Origin of the sequence: Hyphomicrobium sp. (assembly GCF_041659645.1) — a bacterium.
Classification (GTDB): domain Bacteria; phylum Pseudomonadota; class Alphaproteobacteria; order Rhizobiales; family Hyphomicrobiaceae; genus Hyphomicrobium_B.
Genome location: NZ_JBAZXX010000001.1, coordinates 503622 through 524769, shown reverse-complemented (window position 1 = coordinate 524769; position 21148 = coordinate 503622). Strand labels below are relative to the sequence as shown.

Here is a 21148-nt window from a genome sequence, read left to right as displayed (position 1 = left end):
GTGACGGGCAATGCCACAATAGACGATGCCGAACGCCACAAAGCCAAGATGGCGAAACGCAAAGCCGTTCAGGACGCCGAGGTCGCATCGAAGTCGATCGAAAAAGGCGTCCTTCTCGTCCACACCGGCCCAGGCAAAGGCAAATCGACGGCGGCTTTCGGCCTCGTGCTGCGCGCGCTCGGACACGGCTGGCGCGTCGGCGTCGTGCAATTCATCAAGGGCGCCTGGCAAACGGGCGAGCGCGACGCGCTGCAACGCTTCGGCGATCAGGTCTCCTGGCACACGATGGGCGAAGGCTTCACTTGGGAAACGCAAGATAAAGATCGCGACATCGCCGCCGCCGCCCGGGCTTGGGCCAAGGCGAAAGAATTGATGGTCGATCCGTCCATTCGCTTGCTTGTGCTTGACGAACTCAACATCGCGCTGCGCTACGACTATCTTCCGCTCGACGACGTTGTCGAAACTCTGCGAAATCGCCGCTCCGATCTCCACGTTGTTGTCACCGGACGCAACGCCAAGCCGGAATTGATCGCGCTCGCCGACGGCGTCACCGAAATGGGCGCGGTGAAGCACCACTTCGCAGCCGGTATAAAAGCCCAGGAGGGCATCGAGTTCTGATGCCCGCCCGCGCGTTGATGTTTTCCGGCACTGGCTCCGATGTCGGCAAATCTCTGATCGTCGCCGGTCTGTGCCGTCTCTTCGCCAATCGCGGCATTCGCGTCGTCCCGTTCAAGCCGCAGAACATGTCGAACAACGCCGCCGTGACGGCCGACGGCGGCGAGATCGGCCGTTCCCAAGCGCTGCAAGCCCGCGCCGCCCGCGTCGCACCGTCCGTCCATATGAATCCGGTGTTGCTGAAGCCCGAAACGGAAACCGGCGCGCAGATCATCGTCCAGGGCAAGATGCGCGGCTCGGCCAAGGCACGTGAATTTCAGTCGAAGAAGAAAGATCTTCTGCCCGCCGTGCTCGAAAGCTTCGAACGCTTGAAAGCGAGTGCCGATCTGGTTCTCGTTGAAGGTGCAGGAAGCGCTTCCGAAATCAATCTTCGCGCCAACGACATCGCCAACCTGGGATTTGCACGCGCCGCCGACGTCCCCGTCGTCATCATTGGCGATATCGACCGCGGCGGCGTCATCGCCAGCGTCGTTGGAACCCGCACCGTACTCGACCCTGACGATGCCGCGATGATCCGCGGCTTCATCATCAACAAGATGCGCGGCGACCCGACCCTTTTTGCCGACGGCATGACGGCAATAGCCCGGATGACGGGTTGGGCGCCGCTCGGCCTCGTGCCGTTTTTCCCCGACGCCCGGAAACTACCTGCCGAAGATGCCCTCGGCCTACGCGATCTCATGAAATCGTCGAAACTGGACGCTCAGACAAAGCTGCGCATCGCCGTCCCGCTGTTGCCCCGCATTTCAAACTTCGACGACCTCGATCCACTGCGCAACGAGCCCGGCATCATCGTCGAACTGACCGAACCTGGCCGCCCCATCCCGGCGGATGCCGACCTCGTTCTGCTCCCCGGCTCGAAGACGACAATCGATGATCTCGCAGCCCTTCGCGCCGATGGCTGGGACATCGACATCAAGGCCCATGTCCGTCGCGGCGGACGCGTGCTTGGTTTATGTGGCGGCTATCAAATGCTCGGAAAGCAGATCGCCGATCCGAACGGCATCGAGGGGCCGCCGAGAACCGTCGAAGGCCTCGGCTTACTCGACATCGAAACTGAATTCGGGACGGAGAAAACGCTCGAACGTGTTTCCGGCACGCTGGCGGGTTCGAACGCGCCATTCGAAGGCTACGAAATGCACGTCGGCAAAACAAGCGGACCCGATGCCTCTCGTCCGATGCTGACCTTTCCCGACGGCCGCCGCGACGGCGCCACATCGCCGGATGGACGCATCGCCGGATGCTACGTTCACGGTCTTTTTTCGTCCGACGCCGCCCGCAAGGCATTGCTCTCAAGCATGGGCGCCGAGCTTTCGCCCGCCAACTACGAAAACGAGATCGACAATATTCTCGATCGCTTCGCCGAGCATCTCGCGAACCACATCGCCATCGACGATCTGCTCAGGCTGGCAAGATAATCGCGAGCAGCAAGAGCGCGCCAGTCATGATGCCCCATGCCGTCGTCGTCAGCCGTAGCGCCGCTCGGACATCTTCCGCCGTTGCGTCGCGCCGACCGTCGCCCATGTAGGCATCCTCGACCCGCGTTTCGCCGTAGGTCTTCGGCCCGTTGAGCTTCAGTCCCAGTGCACCCGCGATTGCACTTTCCGGCCACCCCGCATTCGGCGAGCGATGCTTGGAAGCGTCGCGTGCCACGGTCTCCAGTGCGCCAGCCACCGACGCACCCTGGGTGAAGACGCTGGCAATCGCCAGCAGCACCGCCGTCAGCCGCGACGCTGGCAAGTTGACGAGATCATCCAGCCGCGCCGCCGCCCAGCCGAACGCCTCATGCCGCGGCGTCCGATGCCCGATCATGCTGTCGGCCGTATTGATGGCTTTATAAACGACAAGTCCCGGAAGCCCGAAAATCGCAAACCAGAATACCGGCGCGACGATGCCGTCGGAGGCATTCTCCGCCAAGCTCTCGATGGCCGCGCGGGCGACGCCATGCTCATCGAGCGTCTTCGGATTACGTCCGACGATACGACCAACGGCTTGCCGCGCGTCGTCGAGACCATATTGATCGAGCGACCGCGCGACCGCCACGACATGATCGTAAAGGCTTCGGCTCGCGATCAGCGTCGACGCCAAAAGCGCAATGAAGAACGCGCCAAATGCGACCCGATCGAAAACCTGCTCCACCGTCCAGGCGACTGCACCGGTGACGACGATAAGAATACCGAGCGCTAGAATGCCCTTGTTGCGTCTGACAGTGGCGCTGTCGCTCTCGATATTGAGTTTTCGATCAAGGAGCGAAATCAGACGGCCGATCCACGACACGGGATGGCCGATGCGCTGATAGAGCCAGTCCGGATAGCCGAAGGTCGCTTCAAGAGCGAGCGCTCCGACCACAACGAAAAGTGTTTGCGCTGCACTCACGGCCTTACGCTAAACGATTGCTGCAGCCGGGAAGCTCATTGCCGCCCCGGAATTGCGTCCAACGCCGCAACAATGGCTTCCGCCTGCTCCGCCGCATCCCGGACGGTCGCATACCGCAACGCTTCCCCGACCATCACAAGCACTGGTCCATCGGGGTGCGCCGCTTCAAGCTCCGCTGCGATCGCGCCAATGGTCGAAATGAAAACCCGCTCATCCGGTCGCGTCGCGTTCGCAACCGCGATCGTCGGCGTTTTCGGATCGAGGCCATGCACCAGCGCCACCTCGGTGAGTTCGGCAAGGGTGCGCTTCGGCATGTAGATGATCGTCGTCGCGGCGCCGTCCGCGACCGCGCTCCAATCGATGTCTTGCGGCAGATGCCCGCGACGGTCATGCGCCGTGATGAATTGCAGACGCCGCGCGTGGTCGCGATTCGTCAGCGAAACCTTGAGGCTCGCGGCTGCCCCCTGCGCCGACGTGACACCCGGAACGACGCTGAGCGGAATGCCTGCGTCTTGGCAGGCCTCGATCTCTTCACCCGCCCGGCCGAAAATCAGCGGATCGCCGGACTTCAGCCGTACAACGCGCAAGCCTTCGCGCGCCAGAGACACCATCATCGCGTTGATGTCGGGCTGCTTGCAGGATTGCCGATAACCTCGCTTGCCGACGTCGATCATCCGCGCGCCGGGGCGAACGAAATCGAGAATTGGCTTCGCGACAAGATCGTCGAACAAAACCGCATCGGCGGTTTGCAACGCCTTGAGCGCCTTGAGCGTGATAAGCTCCGGATCACCCGGCCCTGCACCTACCAGTATCACCGAGCCGAGCGAATTGTCAGCCTGCTGCGTGACTTCGGCATCCGCTCGCGACGGGGCCGATCCCGTGTCCCAGTACCGCGTCTCGAAAGGCGTGCGCGGCTGCCAACCGAAGCGCTCAAGTTCCGGATCGAGATGCTCTTCCTCCGGCCAACCCAGCAGCAGATAGCCGACGAGCTTCCACTCCGGCGGCGCATCGAGCGCCTTCGAAACTTCGGCCGGATCGATGATCGAAACCCAGCCAAGCCCAAGGCCGGCTTCCCGCGCCGCAAGCCAAAGCACCGTCACCATGCAGGCGCAAGAATGATCCAGCGTCTCGGGCATCGTCTGCCGCCCGAGCCCATGCCCCTGAAGCGCGTTTCGATCGCAAAAGACTGCGAGATGGATCGGCGCGGCGTCGAATCCGGAGAGCTTCAACCGATTGTAGAGATCGGACTGATCGCCAGCGTAGCCGCCCGCCGACCGCTCGCGCGCCGTCTCGAAATTCTTGACGATGGCCGCCCGCGTTTCGGGCGATCGCACATTGACGATCCGCCACGGCTGGCTGTTGCCGACCGAGGGCGCCAGATCCGCAAGCCGCAAAAGCCGGTCGATGAGTTCGTCCGGCACCGCGTCGGCGCGGAAACGCCGGACATCGCGGCGCCAGCGGACGAGTTGCTCGAGTGAGCCCCGGCCGTTCTGATTAGGATTGTCGTCGGGATCGCGGAAGGTCATCGTCGTAAATGCGTTCGATTAAAAGCGCCCACAGGCCATTCTGACCTATAGCACCATTCCGCGCCTGCCGCGCAAGCGCCAGATTGTCTAGGGGTTTTCTGAGCTTACGTGCCTTATAATCGACAGCGGGAGCAAAGCCTATCGGGGCTATCGCTGTCCTGCTTGATCGGAGAGCCGCATCGCGAGCAGAGCACGTGCTGCCCCTGCCGAACGCCATGCTCCAACGCGACGCGCTCGTCGAAGACGAAGCACTCGCCGCGCCAGAGGCTCTCCTCGGGTGCGATGCGTTCGAGATAACGCAGAATGCCACCGTGCAGTTGGAAGACGTTCGTGTATCCCTCGTGAAGCAGGAACGCGCTCGCCTTCTCGCAACGTATGCCGCCGGTGCAGAACATCGCGATCTTCCGCGTGCGGTCATCTGCCAGCGTACGGCGAGCATAGTCGGGAAATTCGTTGAACGACCGCGTCTGCGGATTGCGCGCGCCTTCGAACGTGCCGACATCGACCTCGTAGTCGTTACGCGTGTCGATGACGACCACGTCCGGATCCGAAATCAGCGCATTCCAATCTTCCGGCTCGACGAGTTGACCTGTCGCGACCGCAGGCTCGGCCTCGGGCACGCCGAAGGTCACGATCTCGCGCTTGACCTTCACCTTGAGCCGCTGAAACGGATACTCGGCGGCCTCGGAAAATTTGACGGCGAGATCGGAAAAACGTGCATCGGCCGTGATCGCCGAAAGCAGCGCTTCAATCGCGCCATCGGTGCCGGACACCGTTCCGTTGATGCCCTCGCCCGCGATCAGGATCGTGCCCTTGATCCCCTGCGCCGCGCACACCTCAAGAAGGGACGCCTGAAGTCCAGACGGATCTTCAATCGAAACGAATTTATAGAAGGCGGCGACTTTAACGGCCACGCGACGAGCTTCCGTCAATTGAGTTTGCATACGGGGAGGAATGCGCCTTCGTCCGCGTTTCCAGACAAAAGACACCCTCCCAATACGGTCCGCGTCCCCGCCACGCAAGAGCCCAACGCCCTAAGCCTCTAAAACTTTAAAAAATGCGGCACATTTCTTGATCCGCATCAACGTATTGGAATGCCCCGCGGGCTACGAAAGAGTTGGAAAATGCCTGATTGGAGCCTTCGGCATGGTGAACCTTCTTCTTAGACCCGTCATGCTCGTGGCTGCAGTCATTGCAGGCTGGTTCGTCGCCCGGGACTCAGTCAACTTTACCGTCATCCAGATGGTCGTCTCGCTCTTCCTGATCACGCTTATCGTGGCCATCGCAGCCTTCTGGGAAACGCTCTCGGACTGGGTGACGAACAAGAAGAAAATCAAAAGCTGAGCACCACCGCTCGAAGGCTTCGCCAGCGAGCAGCGCTTCGGCGTCTCGTTCGCAATTTTTAATCATTCTGTTAGTATCCACGGCCAGACTATACCGCTTACGTCCCGAACGGATGCCCCGTGGATTTGCCAAGCCTCGCTCGCGATATCGACAAATTAGCGACAGCGGACGCTATCGTTGCGGATAGCTACATTCGATACGCGTTCAGAAAAGGCGCACTTTATTTCCTCGCCTGCCTCCTCGCGATGACGAGCCTCGTTCTTCTTGGCTTGGCGCTGTATTGGCAGCTGGAGCAAAGCCTCGGACCGATCGGGGCCGCCACGTTGGTCGGCATCGTCGGCTGTCTGCTCGCGGGCATCGTCGCGGTCGTCGCGACGATTCAGCACCCCGGCCGCGAATTCTCGGTCGCAATGGAAATGCGCAAATCCACCATCACGATGCTGGAGCAGAATGTCGGCTCGGCGTCCGCTGGCGCGTTGATCTATCCGGCAAGCGAGGCCTTGATCAGTTCCGTCATTCTGCCACTGATGGGCACCTTGATCCGAAACCTCAAATCGCCGCGCGGCAAGCCCGCCGAAACACCGGCCGAGCTGAATACAATTGCCGACCCTCAACCTGCGGCCGAGGGCCCGAAGACCTGAAGCTCGTTATTGTCCGGCGAGTTCCGCCAAGCGGTCGCTATCCAAAATGTGAACCTCGGTTCCACGCACAACCTCGATGACACGCATGGTCCGCAGCTTGGTGATTGTCCGGCTGACCGTTTCGATCGTCAGCCCCAACAGATCGGCAATATCGGAACGGCGCATCGACAGCTTGACGACATTTTCGCCGCCCTCAGACGTTGCTCGCGCCGACAGCCCAAGCAGAAAACCTGCCAGCCGTTCCATCGCGCTCTGCTGACCGACCGACACGAGCAAACTGCGAGCCGCCGCAAGTTCGGCCGATACCGCCTTGTAAAGCCGCAGCGCCAACCCAGCATCGCGGGAAGCTTCCTGCTCAAGCGCCGCCGCCGAGAGACAGCGAACCTTCGCCGCGCACGTCGCCTGGGCGTCGAAGATGTGCTCGCGCAGGGTTCCTAACCCGATGTAATCGCCAGGGTAGGCAAATTCGATAATCTGCCGCCGGCCGTCGCCAAGAAGCTTCGAAAGCGCGATCACGCCCTCTTCGATGCGAAAGACATGCGTTCTGGGATCGCCATCGCAGAAGACGTGCTCCTTGGCCTCAATGCGGCGGATCGTGCCGCGCTCGAAACGATCAGCGGATGCCCCGCTCAAAGCGGCAGCACCAGAGGCGGCGATCGGGCCTCCAAAGGAATTGGTCCCGATGATCTGAGAAGCACCCAGCATATCCGTCCTCCTGTATGGCCGTTTGTCGGCGGTACACGAGAAGATCTAGCTGCCGTTCGTCCGCCACATATGCAGTTGGCGTAACGGTTTGTAATAGATTGTAACGGCGAAAAATTTTCCGCAAAATGAGTATGTTAGGGCTACTCTCCGACCAGGGACACCACCCCGAGCCGCTTCAGGCCCTCAGAGGCCGCTTGAAGCATCGGTTCCAATACCAAGGCCGCTCGATAGTCAGCGATGCTGGCGGTTCGATCGCCAAGCATTTCATAAGCGATCCCCCGGTTCAAAAGTGCCGGCGACATATCCGGCGCGAGCGCAATCGCCTTCGAATAGTCGTCGGCCGCCTGCTGCGCCTTTCCCAAATCGAGATACACATTGCCTCGATTGTAATAAGCGAAATTATTGGCGGAGTTTGCGTTGATGGACGACGTGAAGTCCGCAATCGCCTTCTTCATGTCGTTTCGCTGGGCATAGGCGATGCCGCGGTTCATGTAGGCGGTCGAGAGCGGATCCCCGAGCATCGTCCGCGCGATCACCTTCGTGCAACCGCGTATTTGCTGCGTCGGATTTGAGCCGTCGTTGCAGTCCGCCACGGAATCAGCGCGCGCACCGACCGGCAGAAACGCAACAATCGCCAAAACCGAATAAACACCAAACTTCACGCAAACAGCGCCTTGTGACACGGGGCCAGAATTCTCAGAGGTAAAGCGGCCGGAACATTCAAAATATTCAATGCCATGCTGGTACGGCTTACTGGAATATGTGGCACGCCACTGAGACCTCAAGAGCCAGCATCGCTCGGCCTGAATAAAAATTCCATAACAGAACGATAATTCGAATTTTTTGCTTTGGATTAATCCACTGAACGTCGCACACCCCAGTCAGCTACGCCCCTGTCGACAGCGCTTGCCCATAGACGTCGGGTCATCAATCGGAAATAAACCCCGCCGGTGGGCATCGGAAGGGCCAAGACAAATGACGTACGGCGAGGTTGCTGCAAAACGGCCTTTGGCCGCCGGCGATTACAAGACGCTCGTGCTTGCGGCGCTCGGCGGCGCCCTCGAATTCTATGACTTCATCATCTTCGTGTTCTTCGCCAATGTACTCGGCGGCCTGTTTTTCCCGCCCGAGATGCCCGACGCCCTGCGCCAGCTTCAGACCTTCGGCATCTTCGCGGCCGGCTACCTTGCACGGCCCCTCGGCGGCATTGTCATGGCCCACTTTGGGGACTTGCTCGGCCGTAAGCGCATGTTCACCTTCAGTATCGTCCTGATGGCTGCCTCGACACTCGGGATGGGCCTCCTCCCGACCTACGCTCAGATATCCATTTGGGCCCCGATTCTTCTTTTGGCTCTCCGCATCGTTCAAGGCGCGGCAATCGGAGGCGAGGTCCCAGGCGCCTGGGTCTTCGTCTCGGAGCATTTGCCGCCGGGCCGCGTCGGCTATGCCTGTGGCACGCTGACCGCCGGATTGACGAGCGGCATCCTTTTGGGCTCGCTCGTCGCAACGGTCGTCAATCACGTCTACACGCCTGCGGAGATCTCCGGCTGGGCCTGGCGCCTCCCGTTCCTGCTCGGTGGCGCTTTCGGCCTGATGTCGATTTATTTGCGGCTCCTGCTCTCCGAAACGCCTGTTTTTCTCGAGATGCGGGCGCGTAAAGCACTCGCCGCCGAACTACCGTTAAAAGCGGTTATCCGCGATCATCGGGGCGCTGTTATCATCTCGATGCTCCTCACCTGGATGCTCTCCGGCATCATCGTGCTCGTCATTCTGATGACGCCGGCCCTTCTCCAGCATCAGGGCGTGCCGCGCGAAGCGATCCTCTCGGCGAACACCGTCGCCACCTTATTCTTGACGTTCGGCTGCATTGTCGGAGGGCTCATCATCGATCGGATCGGTCCGGCGCGATTTTTCATCTTCGGAGGCGCCCTTCTCGCGATCAGCGCCGGGCTTTTCTACACCAAGGGCGTCGCCGACCCGGCGCTTCTCATGCCGCTGTATGCCGTAACCGGATTTTTCGTCGGCATCGTCGGCGGCGTTCCCGTCGTCATGGTCCGCGTGTTCCCGCCGTCGGTCCGCTTCTCAGGGTTGTCCTTCTCATACAACGTCGCCTATGCAGTCTCCGGCGGCCTGACGCCGGTCGTCGTACCGCCTCTGATGCAGATCCATCCCCTCGCGCACATTTATTATGTGCTGTTCCTCTGCGCGCTCGGTATGGGTGTCGGGCTGTGGCTGCTACGCTCGCAAACGTCCACCAGCCCGCGTGAAGCCCTGGACGTTTCGCCTCGAAACCAAGCGTAAAGCAGTGCGAGGGTAACAAAGAAAACCGTGTGAGCGACGGCAAACCAGCCTATTCCGGCGAATGTCAAATCCCGAGCCCCCGCGAATCCTTCGCCGGTAATCGGCAACACCACCACCGAATTGAGGATCCAAACGGCGAGCGCGTAAAGAAATCCTTTGACGAACGCTCCACCGCGAAGCAACGGCTCCAGAACGAATGCATAGACCAGCGCCATAGCGACGCCGACCGCGCCGTGAAATTCCCACTTGAAAGCGGCGGTCGCTGGCACGTGCAATCCCGTCATTATCTGAAGTAGTCGAAGTAGGCCGCCGTGCGCCGTCGCGAGCGGAATGAAATCCGCAGCCCAAAGCAAAAGTGAGTTGATGACGATCGCGATGAAGCCCGCGAGAACAGCGGAAATTGGTCGTGACATGCGCGCCTGTCTAAAGATAGCCGCCCGCAGTACTGAGACCGCGAGCGACAACTGTCCAACGAATTATCGTGATCGTTCCAATCAAAGTCGACGGCGTTATCCCGGGACCTTTCCCGGAACGATGCCTGGCGCATCGCTCGGGAACTTGGCGATATCCGCAAGATCGAGATTGAGATGCTGCGCCACGAGCGACGGCGGCGTGTGCGTCAACCAATCCGACAGACTGATCTCCTGGTAATCCGGCACCTTGAACACCGCGAGGAACTTTAGATCCGTCTTGCCGACGTTCTGGATAACATGCCCCTGGCTCCTCTTGACGTAACCGACATCGCCCGGCCTGAAATCCGCGGTCTGCGCGCGAGGGCCCGCATCAAACACCGTCATGCGGCCCTCACCTTCCATCCAGTACTGCCACTCGTCGGCATTTGGATGCCAGTGCATTTCCCGGATCGCGCCAGGCTTCAGAATTTCCATCGCCGCGGCAATCGTCTTGGAAACTTTAAAGGTCGAACTATCGGCGAGGTGAAGTTCGCCCGACGGATTTGCCTTCACCGGCTTCGACGCGCCGAGCCGGAACGTGAATGGGTTGGGCGCCGTACCACCCGAAGCAACCGCAGCCTGATCGGCGGACAGCGGTCCCGGTTCCTTGCCTTGGAAGATCCAGAGGTCCTGAAGCGGAATATTCTTGAAGACGTCCTTCGACACTCCGAAGTTCGCGGCCAACAGGTCGGGGGGCGTATGCGCGATCCAATCGCTGAGAAGCAGTGTATTGTATTCCGACTGCTTGCCCTCATCGAAAACGAGCAGGAACTCGGCGCCATCCGGTCCAAGACCTTGCAACGAGTGCGGATAGCCAGCCGGAAAATACCAGAGGTCGCCCGGCCCGACATCATCCACGTAGGCGTGACCTTCGGGATCTAGAACCGTGATCCGGCAACGACCATTGGTCATGATTGCCCACTCGGCCGCCAGATGCCAGTGCATCTCCCGAACGCCGCCCGGTCCGAGACGCATGTTGACGCCCGACACCGCTTCCGAAATCGCGAAGTCGGCTTGCGTCAGCTGTCGCGCCCAACCGCCGTTCTGAATCCGTTTCGCCGCATTGTTGAACGAACCCCAGAACTGCGGCATGCCACCGACATCGGTGGCCGGCGGGCTTTCGAACGAAGGAAACTGACTATTAAGGATCGGGTTCTTCGGACCCGGATCGGAGAGCCCCGCCGGATTGGCGTTGATGGCGCCCTCCGGCGGCTGATCGGGGTTTCCGAATGTTGCGGCTCGAGCCGCGCTCGACGTCGCAAGCGTGCCCGTGGCCGCGGCGATCGCGAGTATGTTCCGGCGAGAGATATTTTCCATGAAGCTATTCTCCTGTCCACGCGATGAAGAGAAACTGCGGTCGTCACCGAGACGGCCGGTCAAACGCTCCGCTTACGTAGGTGGGCAAAACACAACATTCTTTCAGAAACGCCGAGATGGTTTCGAATTTGCACGAACGGCGATCGAAACAATAAAGATCAAATCGACGGAATGGGCTGAGCAGCGATCCCCATCCGCGTCGTCAGCGTCATCGGGAAACATCGACCCGCATTTCTTGTGAAATCGGCGATCTTCCGCAGACGCCATTATACCCACGTATAGGGTCCGGACATCCTTTGTCTCACACTCTAACGCCTAGGTGCACTTCGGAAGAACCTACGTGCGATAGCGAACAGACGGCGCTTGGCTCAAATTCATTTGCAGTTGCTCGGGACCAGGAAGGGACCGGATGCAACGGGAAACAAGGCAAATTCTTTTGGGAGTTATGGCTATGTCAATGAACAAGATCGTTTCGCTCTTTATCGTCTCCAGCGCTCTGGCTTTCTCGGTGATCCCGGCAAACGCAGAATCGCTTTCGGCTCTTGAAAATTCGCAGATCAGCGACCGCACGGTGCCGACCTACTCTGGTTCGACCAGCGGTACGGAAGCCTCGGTCACTGAGCAGGAAGTCGAACAGTTCGGCAACTCTGCTCGCCCGGATGTCGATGCCGGCGCCTCGCACGGACATGATGAATCGCTTGTCAAAATCGAAGACGAGCAGATCCCTCACTAACGAATGACCACACTTGAACGTCACGTGTTAGGAATAGAAGCCCGCCGCTCCTCCCGGCGGGTTTTCTTTTTTCTCCGAGTTCTCCCGCCTGCAGCCGCCCGGCCTCCGAATAGCGTCCCAGACCATGATCCGCCCAGCGACTATGAGATTCCTATAAGGACGTCTCCCCCCTCAACTCGATTTCATATGCGCCGCATGTCACCTAAGCGCGGCCCGCAATCGACTTCGCGCGGGCGTTGAAATCCTCCGAGGAGGAGAATTGAAGATGATGGACATTGTCCTTGTGGCGGGAGGGCTCGGGCTCTTTGCCCTCGCAATTGCTTACGCTTTTGCCTGCGACAGACTGTGAGGCTCCCATGACATTCGACTACACCCTCGCCGGGCTCGTGACAGCGGGCCTGCTTGTTTACCTCGTTTACGCGCTCCTGCGGCCGGAACGGTTCTGAAGGGCAAACGCATATGACTCTTATAGGCTGGATACAGATCGCCCTCTTCTGCGCGGTCGTCGTTGCGCTCGTGAAACCGCTCGGTTGGTACATGACGCGCGTTTTCTCAGGCGAGAAAACCTTTTTATCGCCAATTCTGAGGCCCGTTGAAACGGGCCTCTATAAAATCGCCGGTGTCGACGATCGCAGCGAGCAGGACTGGTTGCGGTATACCGTTTCGATGCTGTTGTTCCATCTCGGTGGTTTTCTCGTTCTTTATGTGATGCTCCGCGTGCAAGGCGCGCTGCCCCTCAATCCCCAGGGCATGACGGGTCTAACACCGGATCTGTCGTTCAACACCGCCATCAGCTTCATCACGAACACGAATTGGCAGAACTACGGCGGCGAGACGACCATGTCGTACCTCGTCCAAATGTTCGGACTGACGCACCAGAACTTCTTATCGGCCGCGTCGGGCATCGTGCTCGCAATGGTCTTGATCCGGGGATTTGCTCGCGCCTCGACGCACAACCTCGGAAACTTCTGGGTCGATGTCACGCGCTGTACGCTCTATGTCCTTCTCCCGATTTGCATTCCCTACACGCTCTTCCTTGTTTGGCAGGGAATTCCGCAAACGCTCGGCGCCTACGTCAACGCAACTACGCTCGAAGGCGCGAAGCAGACGATCGCGGTCGGACCCGTTGCTTCCCAAATCGCGATCAAGATGCTCGGCACGAACGGCGGCGGCTTCTTCAACGTCAACGCCGCCCACCCGTTTGAAAACCCGACGGCACTGTCGAACTTCATCCAGATGATATCGATTTTCACGCTCGGTGCAGCCTTGACCAACGTCTTTGGCCGTATGGTCGGCAATCAGCGGCAGGGCTGGGCCATCCTATCGGTCATGGGCGTGCTGTTCATTGCTGGCGCGGCGGTTTGCTACTGGGCTGAAGCGAATGGCACGACCGGCCTTAACGCCCTCGGACTGACCGGCGGCAACATGGAAGGCAAGGAAGTCCGCTTCGGCATCGTCAGCTCCGCATTGTTCGCGGCCATCACGACGGCGGCATCATGCGGCGCTGTCAACGCAATGCATGATTCCTTCACGGCGCTCGGCGGCATGATCCCGCTGATCAACATCGAACTCGGTGAAATCGTCGTCGGCGGTGTCGGTTCCGGCCTCTACGGCATGTTGATCTTCGTGATCCTCTCGGTCTTCGTGGCAGGCCTGATGGTCGGCCGCACGCCGGAATACGTGGGCAAGAAGATTGAATCGAAAGAGGTCAAGATGGCCATGTTGGCGATCCTGATCCTGCCTCTGATGTTTCTCGGATTTACCGCGATTGCCTGCGTTATTCCCTCGGCGGTCGCCTCGATCGCCAACCCTGGCCCGCACGGCTTCTCCGAGATACTCTACCTCTACACATCGAGCACGGGCAACAACGGCTCGGCGTTCGGCGGCATCACCGGCAACACCTTCTTCTACAATACGACAGGCGCCGTCGCGATGTTCGTTGGCCGCTTCCTGATGATCGTCCCCGCAATGGCGATTGCCGGCGCGCTTGTCGAGAAGAAGAGACTTGCTCCGTCCTCCGGCACGTTCCCGACGACAGGCGGCCTCTTCGTCGGCCTCGTAGTCGGCGTCATCGCAATCGTCGGCGGACTGACGTTCTTCCCCGCACTCGCACTCGGACCCATCGTCGAACACTTTGCGATGACGGCCCACGCCCTGTTCTGATATTTCTCTTCGGAGTTACTGAAATGGATACGTCTATGACGCGCCGGAAAGGCCCGGCGACAGCCATGCTCGACCCCAAAATCGTCATTCCGGCGATCGGGTCAGCCTTCACGAAGCTCGATCCACGGAAGATGATCAAAAATCCGATCATGTTCGTTCTCGAAATCGTGACGATCCTCACGACGATCATCTTTGCACGTCATCTCGCGACCGGCGGAAGCGATCTGCTCTTTACTGCGCAGATTGTCTTGTGGCTCTGGTTCACCGTTCTCTTTGCCAACTTCGCCGAGGCAATCGCCGAAGGTCGCGGCAAGGCACAAGCGGATTCGCTTCGCGTTCAGCGTCAGGAAACGCAGGCGAAACTGATGACCGGGTCGGGCCGAAATTATAAGCAGGTTCCGGGCACATCGCTTAAAGTCGGAGACGTCGTCCTCGTCGAAGCCGGAGATATCATCCCGTCAGACGGCGAGGTTATCGAAGGCGTCGCGTCCGTCAATGAAGCGGCAATCACAGGCGAATCGGCACCCGTGATACGGGAATCCGGCGGCGACCGCTCGGCAGTCACCGGCGGCACGCAAGTCCTGTCCGACTGGATCATCGTACGAATCAGCGCGGCACAGGGCTCGACCTTCATCGATCGTATGATCAAGCTCGTCGAAGGTGCCGAGCGCCAGAAGACACCCAACGAGATCGCGCTCAATATCTTGCTCGCGGGCCTGACGATAATCTTCGTCTTCGCGACCGCGACGATCCCGAGCTACGCGGCATATGCGGGCGGCTCCATCTCCGTCGTCGTGCTCGTGGCGCTTTTCGTGACCATCATCCCGACGACGATCGGCGCGCTCTTGTCGGCTATCGGCATCGCCGGCATGGATCGCCTCGTTCGCTTCAACGTCCTCGCCATGTCAGGCCGAGCAGTCGAAGCCGCAGGCGACGTTGATACGCTCCTCCTCGACAAGACCGGCACGATCACGCTCGGTAACCGCCAGGCAACTGAATTCCTGCCGCTGGCGGGTGTAAGCGAAGCCGAGCTTGCTGACGCGGCACAGCTTGCGTCCCTCGCGGACGAAACGCCCGAAGGCCGCTCCATCGTCGTGCTCGCGAAAGAAAAGCACGGCATTCGCGGACGAGACATCGCCGACATCAAAGCCAAATTCATTCCGTTCACGGCGCAGAGCCGTATGAGCGGTGTGGAATTCGAAGGTTCCTCGATCCGCAAGGGCGCGGTCGATGCAGTCCTTAAATATGTGAGCGGTCCGAATGCATCGCCCACTTCGTCCGGCTCTACCGCGCAGGTTCTCCGTCCTGCCGTCAGCGCCGACGCCGTGCGTGAGATCAAGGCGATCACTGAAACGGTCGCGAAAGCCGGCGGCACGCCGCTCGCCGTCGTCAAGGACGGCCGTCTGCTCGGCGTTATCCATCTCAAGGATATCGTCAAGGGCGGCATCCGCGAACGTTTCGCAGAGCTGCGCCGCATGGGCATTCGCACGGTGATGATCACCGGCGACAACCCGATGACCGCCGCCGCCATCGCCGCCGAAGCTGGCGTCGATGACTTCCTCGCTCAGGCGACGCCGGAAGACAAGCTTCAGCTCATCCGTGACGAACAGGCGAAAGGCAAGCTCGTCGCTATGTGCGGCGACGGCACCAACGACGCCCCGGCACTCGCTCAAGCCGATGTCGGCGTTGCCATGAACACCGGCACGGTGGCCGCCCGCGAAGCCGGCAACATGGTCGACCTCGACAGCAACCCGACCAAGCTGATCGAGATCGTCGAAATCGGCAAGCAGTTGCTGATGACGCGCGGCGCCTTAACGACATTCTCGATCGCCAACGATGTCGCCAAGTACTTCGCGATCATACCGGCGATGTTCGTTGCCTTCTATCCGCAGCTCAACGCTCTCAACATCATGAACCTCGGCAGCCCGCAGAGCGCGATCCTGTCCGCGATCATCTTCAACGCCCTGATCATCATCGCGTTGATCCCGCTCGCACTGAAGGGCGTCGCCTATCGCCCGATCGGCGCCGCGCCACTTCTCCGTCGCAACCTGCTCATCTACGGGCTCGGCGGCATCATCGTCCCGTTCATCGGCATCAAGGCCATCGACTTGGCCGTCAATGCCCTGCATCTCGCTTGAGGTAACTCGACATGCTTAAAGAACTCCGCCCAGCGATCGTCTTGCTTGTCGCGTTGACGATCATCACCGGCCTCGCCTATCCGTTCGCCATGACCGGACTTTCTCAGGCCCTTTTCCCGAAACAGGCCCAAGGCAGCCTGATTGTCCGCGACGGCAAGGTTATCGGCTCAACGCTTATCGGTCAGTCGTTCACCACGGACCGGTATTTTCACGGTCGCCCGTCGGCGACGACCGGCCCAGACCCAACCGACGCAACCAAAACCGTTTCACAGCCCTATAATGCTGCAAACTCGATGGGGTCGAACCTTGGTCCGACGAACAAAATCCTCATCGACCGCGTGACGGCAGACGTCGCGAAGCTCAAGACCGAGAATAGTTCGGCCGCGGTTCCGATCGATCTCGTCACAACCTCGGGCAGCGGCCTCGACCCTGACATTTCGCCAGCCTCTGCCTATTTTCAGGTTCCCCGTGTCGCGAAGGCCCGTAACATGCCCGAACAGGACGTCCGTCAGTTGGTCGAGCGTCACATTGAAACACCGTTCTTGGGGCTGATAGGTGAACCCCATGTCAACGTCTTGGCTCTAAATCTCGACCTTGACGGCTTAGCCGCCCGGTGAATAGTGCGCGGCGCATCGGCGCCGCCAGGAAAGTCATGAGATGCCGGAAGAAAACCGCGCACCAGATCATCGGCCATCGCCCGAAGCGCTCCTAGAAGTCTTGAAGCGCGAGGCCGGTCATCGGGGACGGCTGAAGATTTTTCTCGGGGCAGCGCCCGGAGTCGGCAAGACATACGAAATGTTGCGCACGGCCCGGGCGAAGATGAAGGATGGCGCCGATGTTATCGTCGGCGTCGTGGAAACGCACGGTCGCAAGGAAACGAAGGCCCTTTTGCGCGGGCTTGAAATCATTCCGCCCAGGCAGATCGAATACAAAGGCCAGACCCTCGACGAGCTCGACATCGATGCCGTCATCGCCCGCCGTCCCCAAATCGCGTTGATCGACGAACTTGCACACACGAATGCACCAACCAGCCGTCATCCCAAACGCTATCTCGATGTCGAAGAGCTTCTCAATGAAGGCATCGACGTCTTCACGACGATCAACATTCAGCACGTCGACAGCCTGAACGATATCGTGGCGCAAATCACCGGCGTTCGTGTCCGGGAGACCGTGCCGGATTCAATTCTCGCACGCGCCAACGACGTCGAACTCGTCGACATCACACCCGAAGATCTCATTCAGCGATTGCAGGAAGGGAAGGTCTACGTTCCCGAACAAGCCCGCCTCGCGCTCGAGAACTTCTTCTCGCCGGTCAACCTTACGGCACTCCGTGAGCTTGCGTTGCGCCGGACTGCCGAGCGCGTCGACGAACAACTCGTCACGCAACTCCGCGCCAAAGCCATGTCGGGGCCGTGGGCGGCCTGCGAGCGCGTGCTCGTCTGCATCAGCGAGGATTCACGCTCGTCCGGCCTCGTGCGCTACGCAAAAAGGGCGGCCGACCGCCTCCATGCGCCGTGGACTGCCGTAACCATCGAAACGCGGCGCAGCCTCAGGTTCTCCGAGGCCGAACGCAACCGCGTCGCGGACGCTTTGCGTCTCGCAGAGCTTCTTGGCGGCGAGACCCTGACCATTCCCGGCAGTTCTCGAACCGTCGCCGACGATATCATTGCCTATTCGCGCGCCCATAACGTCACGCAGATCATCATCGGCAAATCGGAGCGCTCGAGGTGGTTCGAAATCCTGAACGGCTCCGTGGTCCACGATCTGGTTCGTCAGTCGGGTGACATCAGCGTCCATGTCATTTCCGGAGAGCAGCTACCGACGGAACCGCCCTCGCCTCAAACGGTGCGGACGGCAAAGGACGAGAGACCGGGCAGCCCACTCGATTATCTTCTCACGTTCGTCGCCATGGGCGCTGCGCTTGCCGTCGCTTGGGTGCTCAAACCTTGGATCGGCGTCGAAAGCGTCGATCTCGTCATCCTGACGGCGATCGTCGGCGTCGCCGTGAAGTTCGGCCTCGGACCGTCTCTCGTGGCAAGTGTCACCGGTGCACTGCTCTATAATTACTTTTTCCTGCCACCGCTTTTTACGTTCACGATTGCCGACGCGAAGAACGTCGCGGCGTTTCTGTCGTTCGTGATCGTCGCGATCATCGTCTCCAACATCGCCGCGCGCATGCGCAGCCAGACAGTCATCGCCGTCAATCGCGCCAGCACGACGGAATCTCTTTACGGGTTCAGCCGCAAGCTTGCCGGAACCGGAACGCTTGACGATGTTCTTTGGGCGACCGTCTTCCAGATCGCATCGATGCTCAAAGTTCGCGTCGTGCTGCTGCTGCCCGAAAACGGCTCGATTGCGGTGAAGGCTGGTTATCCGCCCGAGGACACACTCGATTCTTCCGACATCGCCGCCGCCACCTGGGCCTGGACCAACGACCGTCCGGCGGGGCGCGGATCCGATACTCTCCCCGGCTCGCACCGTCTGTTTCTGCCTCTGCGAACGGCAAGGGGAATCGTCGGCGTCGTGGGCATCGATAGCGACCAGCCAGGCCCTCTGCTAACCCCGGATCAGCGGCGTCTCTTTGATGCGCTCGTCAATCAAAGCGCACTGGCAATCGAGCGCGTCCACCTCGTCGAAGACTTCGAACGGGCGAAGCGCAGCATGGAAACCGAGCGCCTGCGCGCGGCCCTTCTCACATCGTTGTCCCACGATCTCAAAACACCGCTTGCCGCCATTCTCGGTGCGGCGACGACAATGCGGGATTTCTCCGACAAGTTCGATGCCGACGCCCGCGAAGAGCTTCTCTCGACGATCATCGATGAATCCGAACGCCTTAACAGGTTCATCGCCAACCTTCTCGACATGACCAAGCTCGAAGCCGGCGCGATCAGCGCGAAGACGGAATTCCACGACGTCGCAGAAATTATCGACGCAACGCTAAAAAGGGCCAAGAAAATTCTCGGACGGCACAAAATTCAATACAACATACCAACGGCGACCCTGAACGTGAAGGCCGATCCGGTACTCCTGGAGCAGGTGCTTTTCAATGTGCTCGACAACGCGGCAAAATATGCGCCCGAAGGAACGACGATTCAGATCGATGCCTGGCAGGATTTCAATCGCGTCACGATCCAGATCCAGGACGAAGGTACTGGCATTCCTCCCGGAGACTTGGAAAAAATCTTCGACAAGTTCTATCGCGCCAACAAAGCCGATCACGTTCGCGCCGGCACTGGGCTTGGCCTTCCGATCTCGCGCGGCTTCATCGAAATCATGGGCGGCACGATTACGGCCGCCAATCGGTACGACCGGGACGGCGCCTTGGTGACCATAACGCTGCCCGCGCCGACCCAATCCAAAACGCTGGACAACACCGCATGACCGCATCCCCGCTTAAGATCCTGGTCATCGACGACGAACCACCCATCCGCAAGCTCCTGCGGATGGGCCTTGCGACACAAGGCTATCAGGTGATCGAGGCGCCGAACGCGCGTAAGGCGCTCGAGTCCATGGCGCAGAAGCCCGATCTCGTCATCCTCGACCTCGGCCTTCCCGACATGCAGGGGATGGATTTGCTTCGATCCCTCCGCGAGCAGAACGATGCCGTGCCGATCGTCGTGCTATCGAGCCGCGCCGAGGAAACGGCCAAGGTGCAAGCTCTCGACTTCGGCGCTGACGACTACGTTACGAAACCTTTTGGCATCAACGAACTTCTCGCGCGGATCAGGGCGGCGCTTCGTCACCAGCTTCAAGTCCACGGCGAGCGCCCGATCTTCCACCTCGGCGAACTTTCGGTCGATCTGGTGCGAAGAATAGTCAAGGTCGGCGAACGCGAAATCAAACTGTCCCCGAAGGAGTACGATCTTCTCCGCTTATTCGTTCAGCACGCCGGTAAAGTGCTGACGCACAACTTCCTGCTGCGCGAGCTTTGGGACCCTACGGCGGACTCCCAATACGTCCGCGTATACGTTGCCCAGTTGAGACAGAAAATTGAACCGCAACCGAACAGCCCGGAATATATCCTGACCGAAACCGGCGTCGGCTACCGGCTGCGTGTTCCCGATTGAAGTGCCAGTGATGCCCGACAACCCAATAATGAAAATAACCAGCTTCCTCGCGCCAGGCAGCGTCATTCTCGACGTCCGCGCTTCTGATAAGATCGCGCTTCTCCGCGATCTCGCCCAGCGCGCCGCGAATATCGTGCATGTCCCGTCGCAGACGATCGTCAATGAACTCACGAGACGGGAAGAACTGGGCTCAACAGGCATCGGCAGCGGCGTCGCTATACCTCACGCGCGCTTCGCCGGGATCGAAAAGCCTTTCGCCATGGTCGCGCGCCTTAAGCCGCCGGTCAATTTCGACGCCATCGACGGCTTGCCGGTCGACCTCGTATTCTTGCTGCTGATCCCGCTGTCGGCGAATACGGACCATCTGAATGTACTGGCGACCATCTCCCGCAGGCTGCGCGATCGCGCGGCCGTCGATCTGCTTCGATCCAGTAAGGACGAGGGAAGCTTCTATCGCGCGCTGACTGGCGCTTGACCGTCCGGCCGCAAACGCCCGGCTTTGTCCGCTGATATTAGTGAGGTTTTCTGGGTTTCGGAAGCGTCGCGGAGACCAATGGTGCCCGGGGGCAGATTTGAACTGCCGACACTGCGATTTTCAGTCGCATGCTCTACCAACTGAGCTACCCGGGCCTGCCTTCGCGGCGCTAAGCCCGTGCGAAGTAGGGGGTCTTATAGGGGGGTGACCAGCGGGATGCAAGCGCCTCTCGCGCCGC

Annotated in this window: 20 protein-coding genes and 1 tRNA gene; 14 read left to right on the top strand and 7 right to left on the bottom strand. The window is 60.1% G+C overall.

Annotation, left to right across the window (positions count from 1 at the left end):
- Together cobO and WC811_RS02385 are read left to right on the top strand one after the other, a co-directional pair.
- Window positions 1–618 (top strand): cob(I)yrinic acid a,c-diamide adenosyltransferase, encoded by a 618-nt coding sequence (gene cobO, locus WC811_RS02390; RefSeq protein WP_372640547.1) that lies wholly within the window; start codon window positions 1–3, stop codon window positions 616–618.
- The gene (locus WC811_RS02385; RefSeq protein ID WP_372640545.1) at window positions 618–2090 is read left to right on the top strand and encodes a cobyric acid synthase; all 1473 of its coding nucleotides are present in this window, start codon (window positions 618–620) and stop codon (window positions 2088–2090) included. Before cobO ends, WC811_RS02385 begins: the two co-directional genes overlap by 1 nt.
- On the opposite strand, the gene cbiB is transcribed toward WC811_RS02385, so the two are convergent.
- The 3 genes from cbiB to WC811_RS02370 form a co-directional block, all read right to left on the bottom strand.
- Window positions 2074–3048 carry an adenosylcobinamide-phosphate synthase CbiB gene (cbiB, locus tag WC811_RS02380; protein WP_372640543.1) on the bottom strand — a complete coding sequence of 325 codons (975 nt, stop codon included), beginning with the start codon at window positions 3046–3048 and terminating at the stop codon, window positions 2074–2076. The genes WC811_RS02385 and cbiB overlap by 17 nt on opposite strands.
- 35 nt (window positions 3049–3083) lie before the next feature.
- A complete protein-coding gene (gene cobA / locus WC811_RS02375) occupies window positions 3084–4574 on the bottom strand; it encodes a uroporphyrinogen-III C-methyltransferase (protein ID WP_372640541.1) in 1491 nt (496 codons plus the stop codon).
- A 113-nt stretch (window positions 4575–4687) separates the two neighbouring features.
- Window positions 4688–5488, bottom strand: coding sequence for a rhodanese-related sulfurtransferase (locus WC811_RS02370; RefSeq protein ID WP_372640538.1), 801 nt, complete (start codon window positions 5486–5488; stop codon window positions 4688–4690).
- Between the two features lie 232 nt (window positions 5489–5720).
- On the opposite strand from WC811_RS02370, the gene WC811_RS02365 reads away from it, so the two are divergent.
- Window positions 5721–5918, top strand: coding sequence for a hypothetical protein (locus tag WC811_RS02365; protein ID WP_372640535.1), 198 nt, complete (start codon window positions 5721–5723; stop codon window positions 5916–5918).
- A gap of 119 nt (window positions 5919–6037) precedes the next feature.
- Window positions 6038–6559 (top strand): hypothetical protein, encoded by a 522-nt coding sequence (locus WC811_RS02360; RefSeq protein WP_372640532.1) that lies wholly within the window; start codon window positions 6038–6040, stop codon window positions 6557–6559.
- A gap of 6 nt (window positions 6560–6565) precedes the next feature.
- Here the strand turns inward: WC811_RS02360 and WC811_RS02355 are convergent, their stop codons facing one another.
- Both WC811_RS02355 and WC811_RS02350 read right to left on the bottom strand, forming a co-directional pair.
- The gene (locus tag WC811_RS02355; protein WP_372640530.1) at window positions 6566–7264 is read right to left on the bottom strand and encodes a Crp/Fnr family transcriptional regulator; all 699 of its coding nucleotides are present in this window, start codon (window positions 7262–7264) and stop codon (window positions 6566–6568) included.
- A gap of 140 nt (window positions 7265–7404) precedes the next feature.
- Complete coding sequence (locus WC811_RS02350; RefSeq protein ID WP_372640527.1) at window positions 7405–7926, bottom strand: tetratricopeptide repeat protein; 522 nt, start codon at window positions 7924–7926, stop codon at window positions 7405–7407.
- A gap of 313 nt (window positions 7927–8239) precedes the next feature.
- Between WC811_RS02350 and WC811_RS02345 the strand changes: the two genes are divergently transcribed.
- Both WC811_RS02345 and WC811_RS02340 read left to right on the top strand, forming a co-directional pair.
- Complete coding sequence (locus WC811_RS02345; RefSeq protein WP_372640524.1) at window positions 8240–9565, top strand: MFS transporter; 1326 nt, start codon at window positions 8240–8242, stop codon at window positions 9563–9565.
- Between the two features lie 29 nt (window positions 9566–9594).
- Entirely contained in the window at window positions 9595–9861 is a 267-nt protein-coding gene (locus tag WC811_RS02340; protein WP_372640522.1) for a hypothetical protein, read from the top strand.
- A 213-nt stretch (window positions 9862–10074) separates the two neighbouring features.
- Here the strand turns inward: WC811_RS02340 and WC811_RS02335 are convergent, their stop codons facing one another.
- On the bottom strand, window positions 10075–11334 hold the full coding sequence (locus tag WC811_RS02335; RefSeq protein WP_372640520.1) for a cupin domain-containing protein: 1260 nt from the start codon (window positions 11332–11334) through the stop codon (window positions 10075–10077).
- A 409-nt stretch (window positions 11335–11743) separates the two neighbouring features.
- On the opposite strand from WC811_RS02335, the gene WC811_RS02330 reads away from it, so the two are divergent.
- From WC811_RS02330 to WC811_RS02295, 8 genes are all read left to right on the top strand, one after another.
- Window positions 11744–12067 carry a hypothetical protein gene (locus WC811_RS02330; RefSeq protein WP_372640518.1) on the top strand — a complete coding sequence of 108 codons (324 nt, stop codon included), beginning with the start codon at window positions 11744–11746 and terminating at the stop codon, window positions 12065–12067.
- A gap of 356 nt (window positions 12068–12423) precedes the next feature.
- Complete coding sequence (locus tag WC811_RS02325; protein ID WP_372640516.1) at window positions 12424–12513, top strand: K(+)-transporting ATPase subunit F; 90 nt, start codon at window positions 12424–12426, stop codon at window positions 12511–12513.
- Window positions 12514–12526: 13 nt separating this feature from the next.
- Window positions 12527–14230, top strand: coding sequence for a potassium-transporting ATPase subunit KdpA (kdpA, locus tag WC811_RS02320; RefSeq protein ID WP_372640514.1), 1704 nt, complete (start codon window positions 12527–12529; stop codon window positions 14228–14230).
- A 23-nt stretch (window positions 14231–14253) separates the two neighbouring features.
- The gene (gene kdpB / locus WC811_RS02315) at window positions 14254–16368 is read left to right on the top strand and encodes a potassium-transporting ATPase subunit KdpB (RefSeq protein ID WP_372640510.1); all 2115 of its coding nucleotides are present in this window, start codon (window positions 14254–14256) and stop codon (window positions 16366–16368) included.
- Between the two features lie 11 nt (window positions 16369–16379).
- Complete coding sequence (locus tag WC811_RS02310) at window positions 16380–16985, top strand: K(+)-transporting ATPase subunit C (RefSeq protein WP_372640507.1); 606 nt, start codon at window positions 16380–16382, stop codon at window positions 16983–16985.
- A 40-nt stretch (window positions 16986–17025) separates the two neighbouring features.
- Entirely contained in the window at window positions 17026–19749 is a 2724-nt protein-coding gene (locus WC811_RS02305; protein ID WP_372640504.1) for an ATP-binding protein, read from the top strand.
- Window positions 19746–20435 (top strand): response regulator, encoded by a 690-nt coding sequence (locus tag WC811_RS02300; protein WP_372640501.1) that lies wholly within the window; start codon window positions 19746–19748, stop codon window positions 20433–20435. Before WC811_RS02305 ends, WC811_RS02300 begins: the two co-directional genes overlap by 4 nt.
- Before the next feature lie 28 nt (window positions 20436–20463).
- Window positions 20464–20910, top strand: a complete 447-nt coding sequence (locus WC811_RS02295) for a PTS sugar transporter subunit IIA (RefSeq protein WP_372640499.1) — start codon at window positions 20464–20466, stop codon at window positions 20908–20910.
- 79 nt (window positions 20911–20989) lie between these two features.
- Here WC811_RS02295 and WC811_RS02290 read toward each other — a convergent pair.
- Window positions 20990–21065: transfer RNA gene (locus tag WC811_RS02290), tRNA-Phe, on the bottom strand.
- Between the last annotated feature and the right edge of the window lie 83 nt (window positions 21066–21148).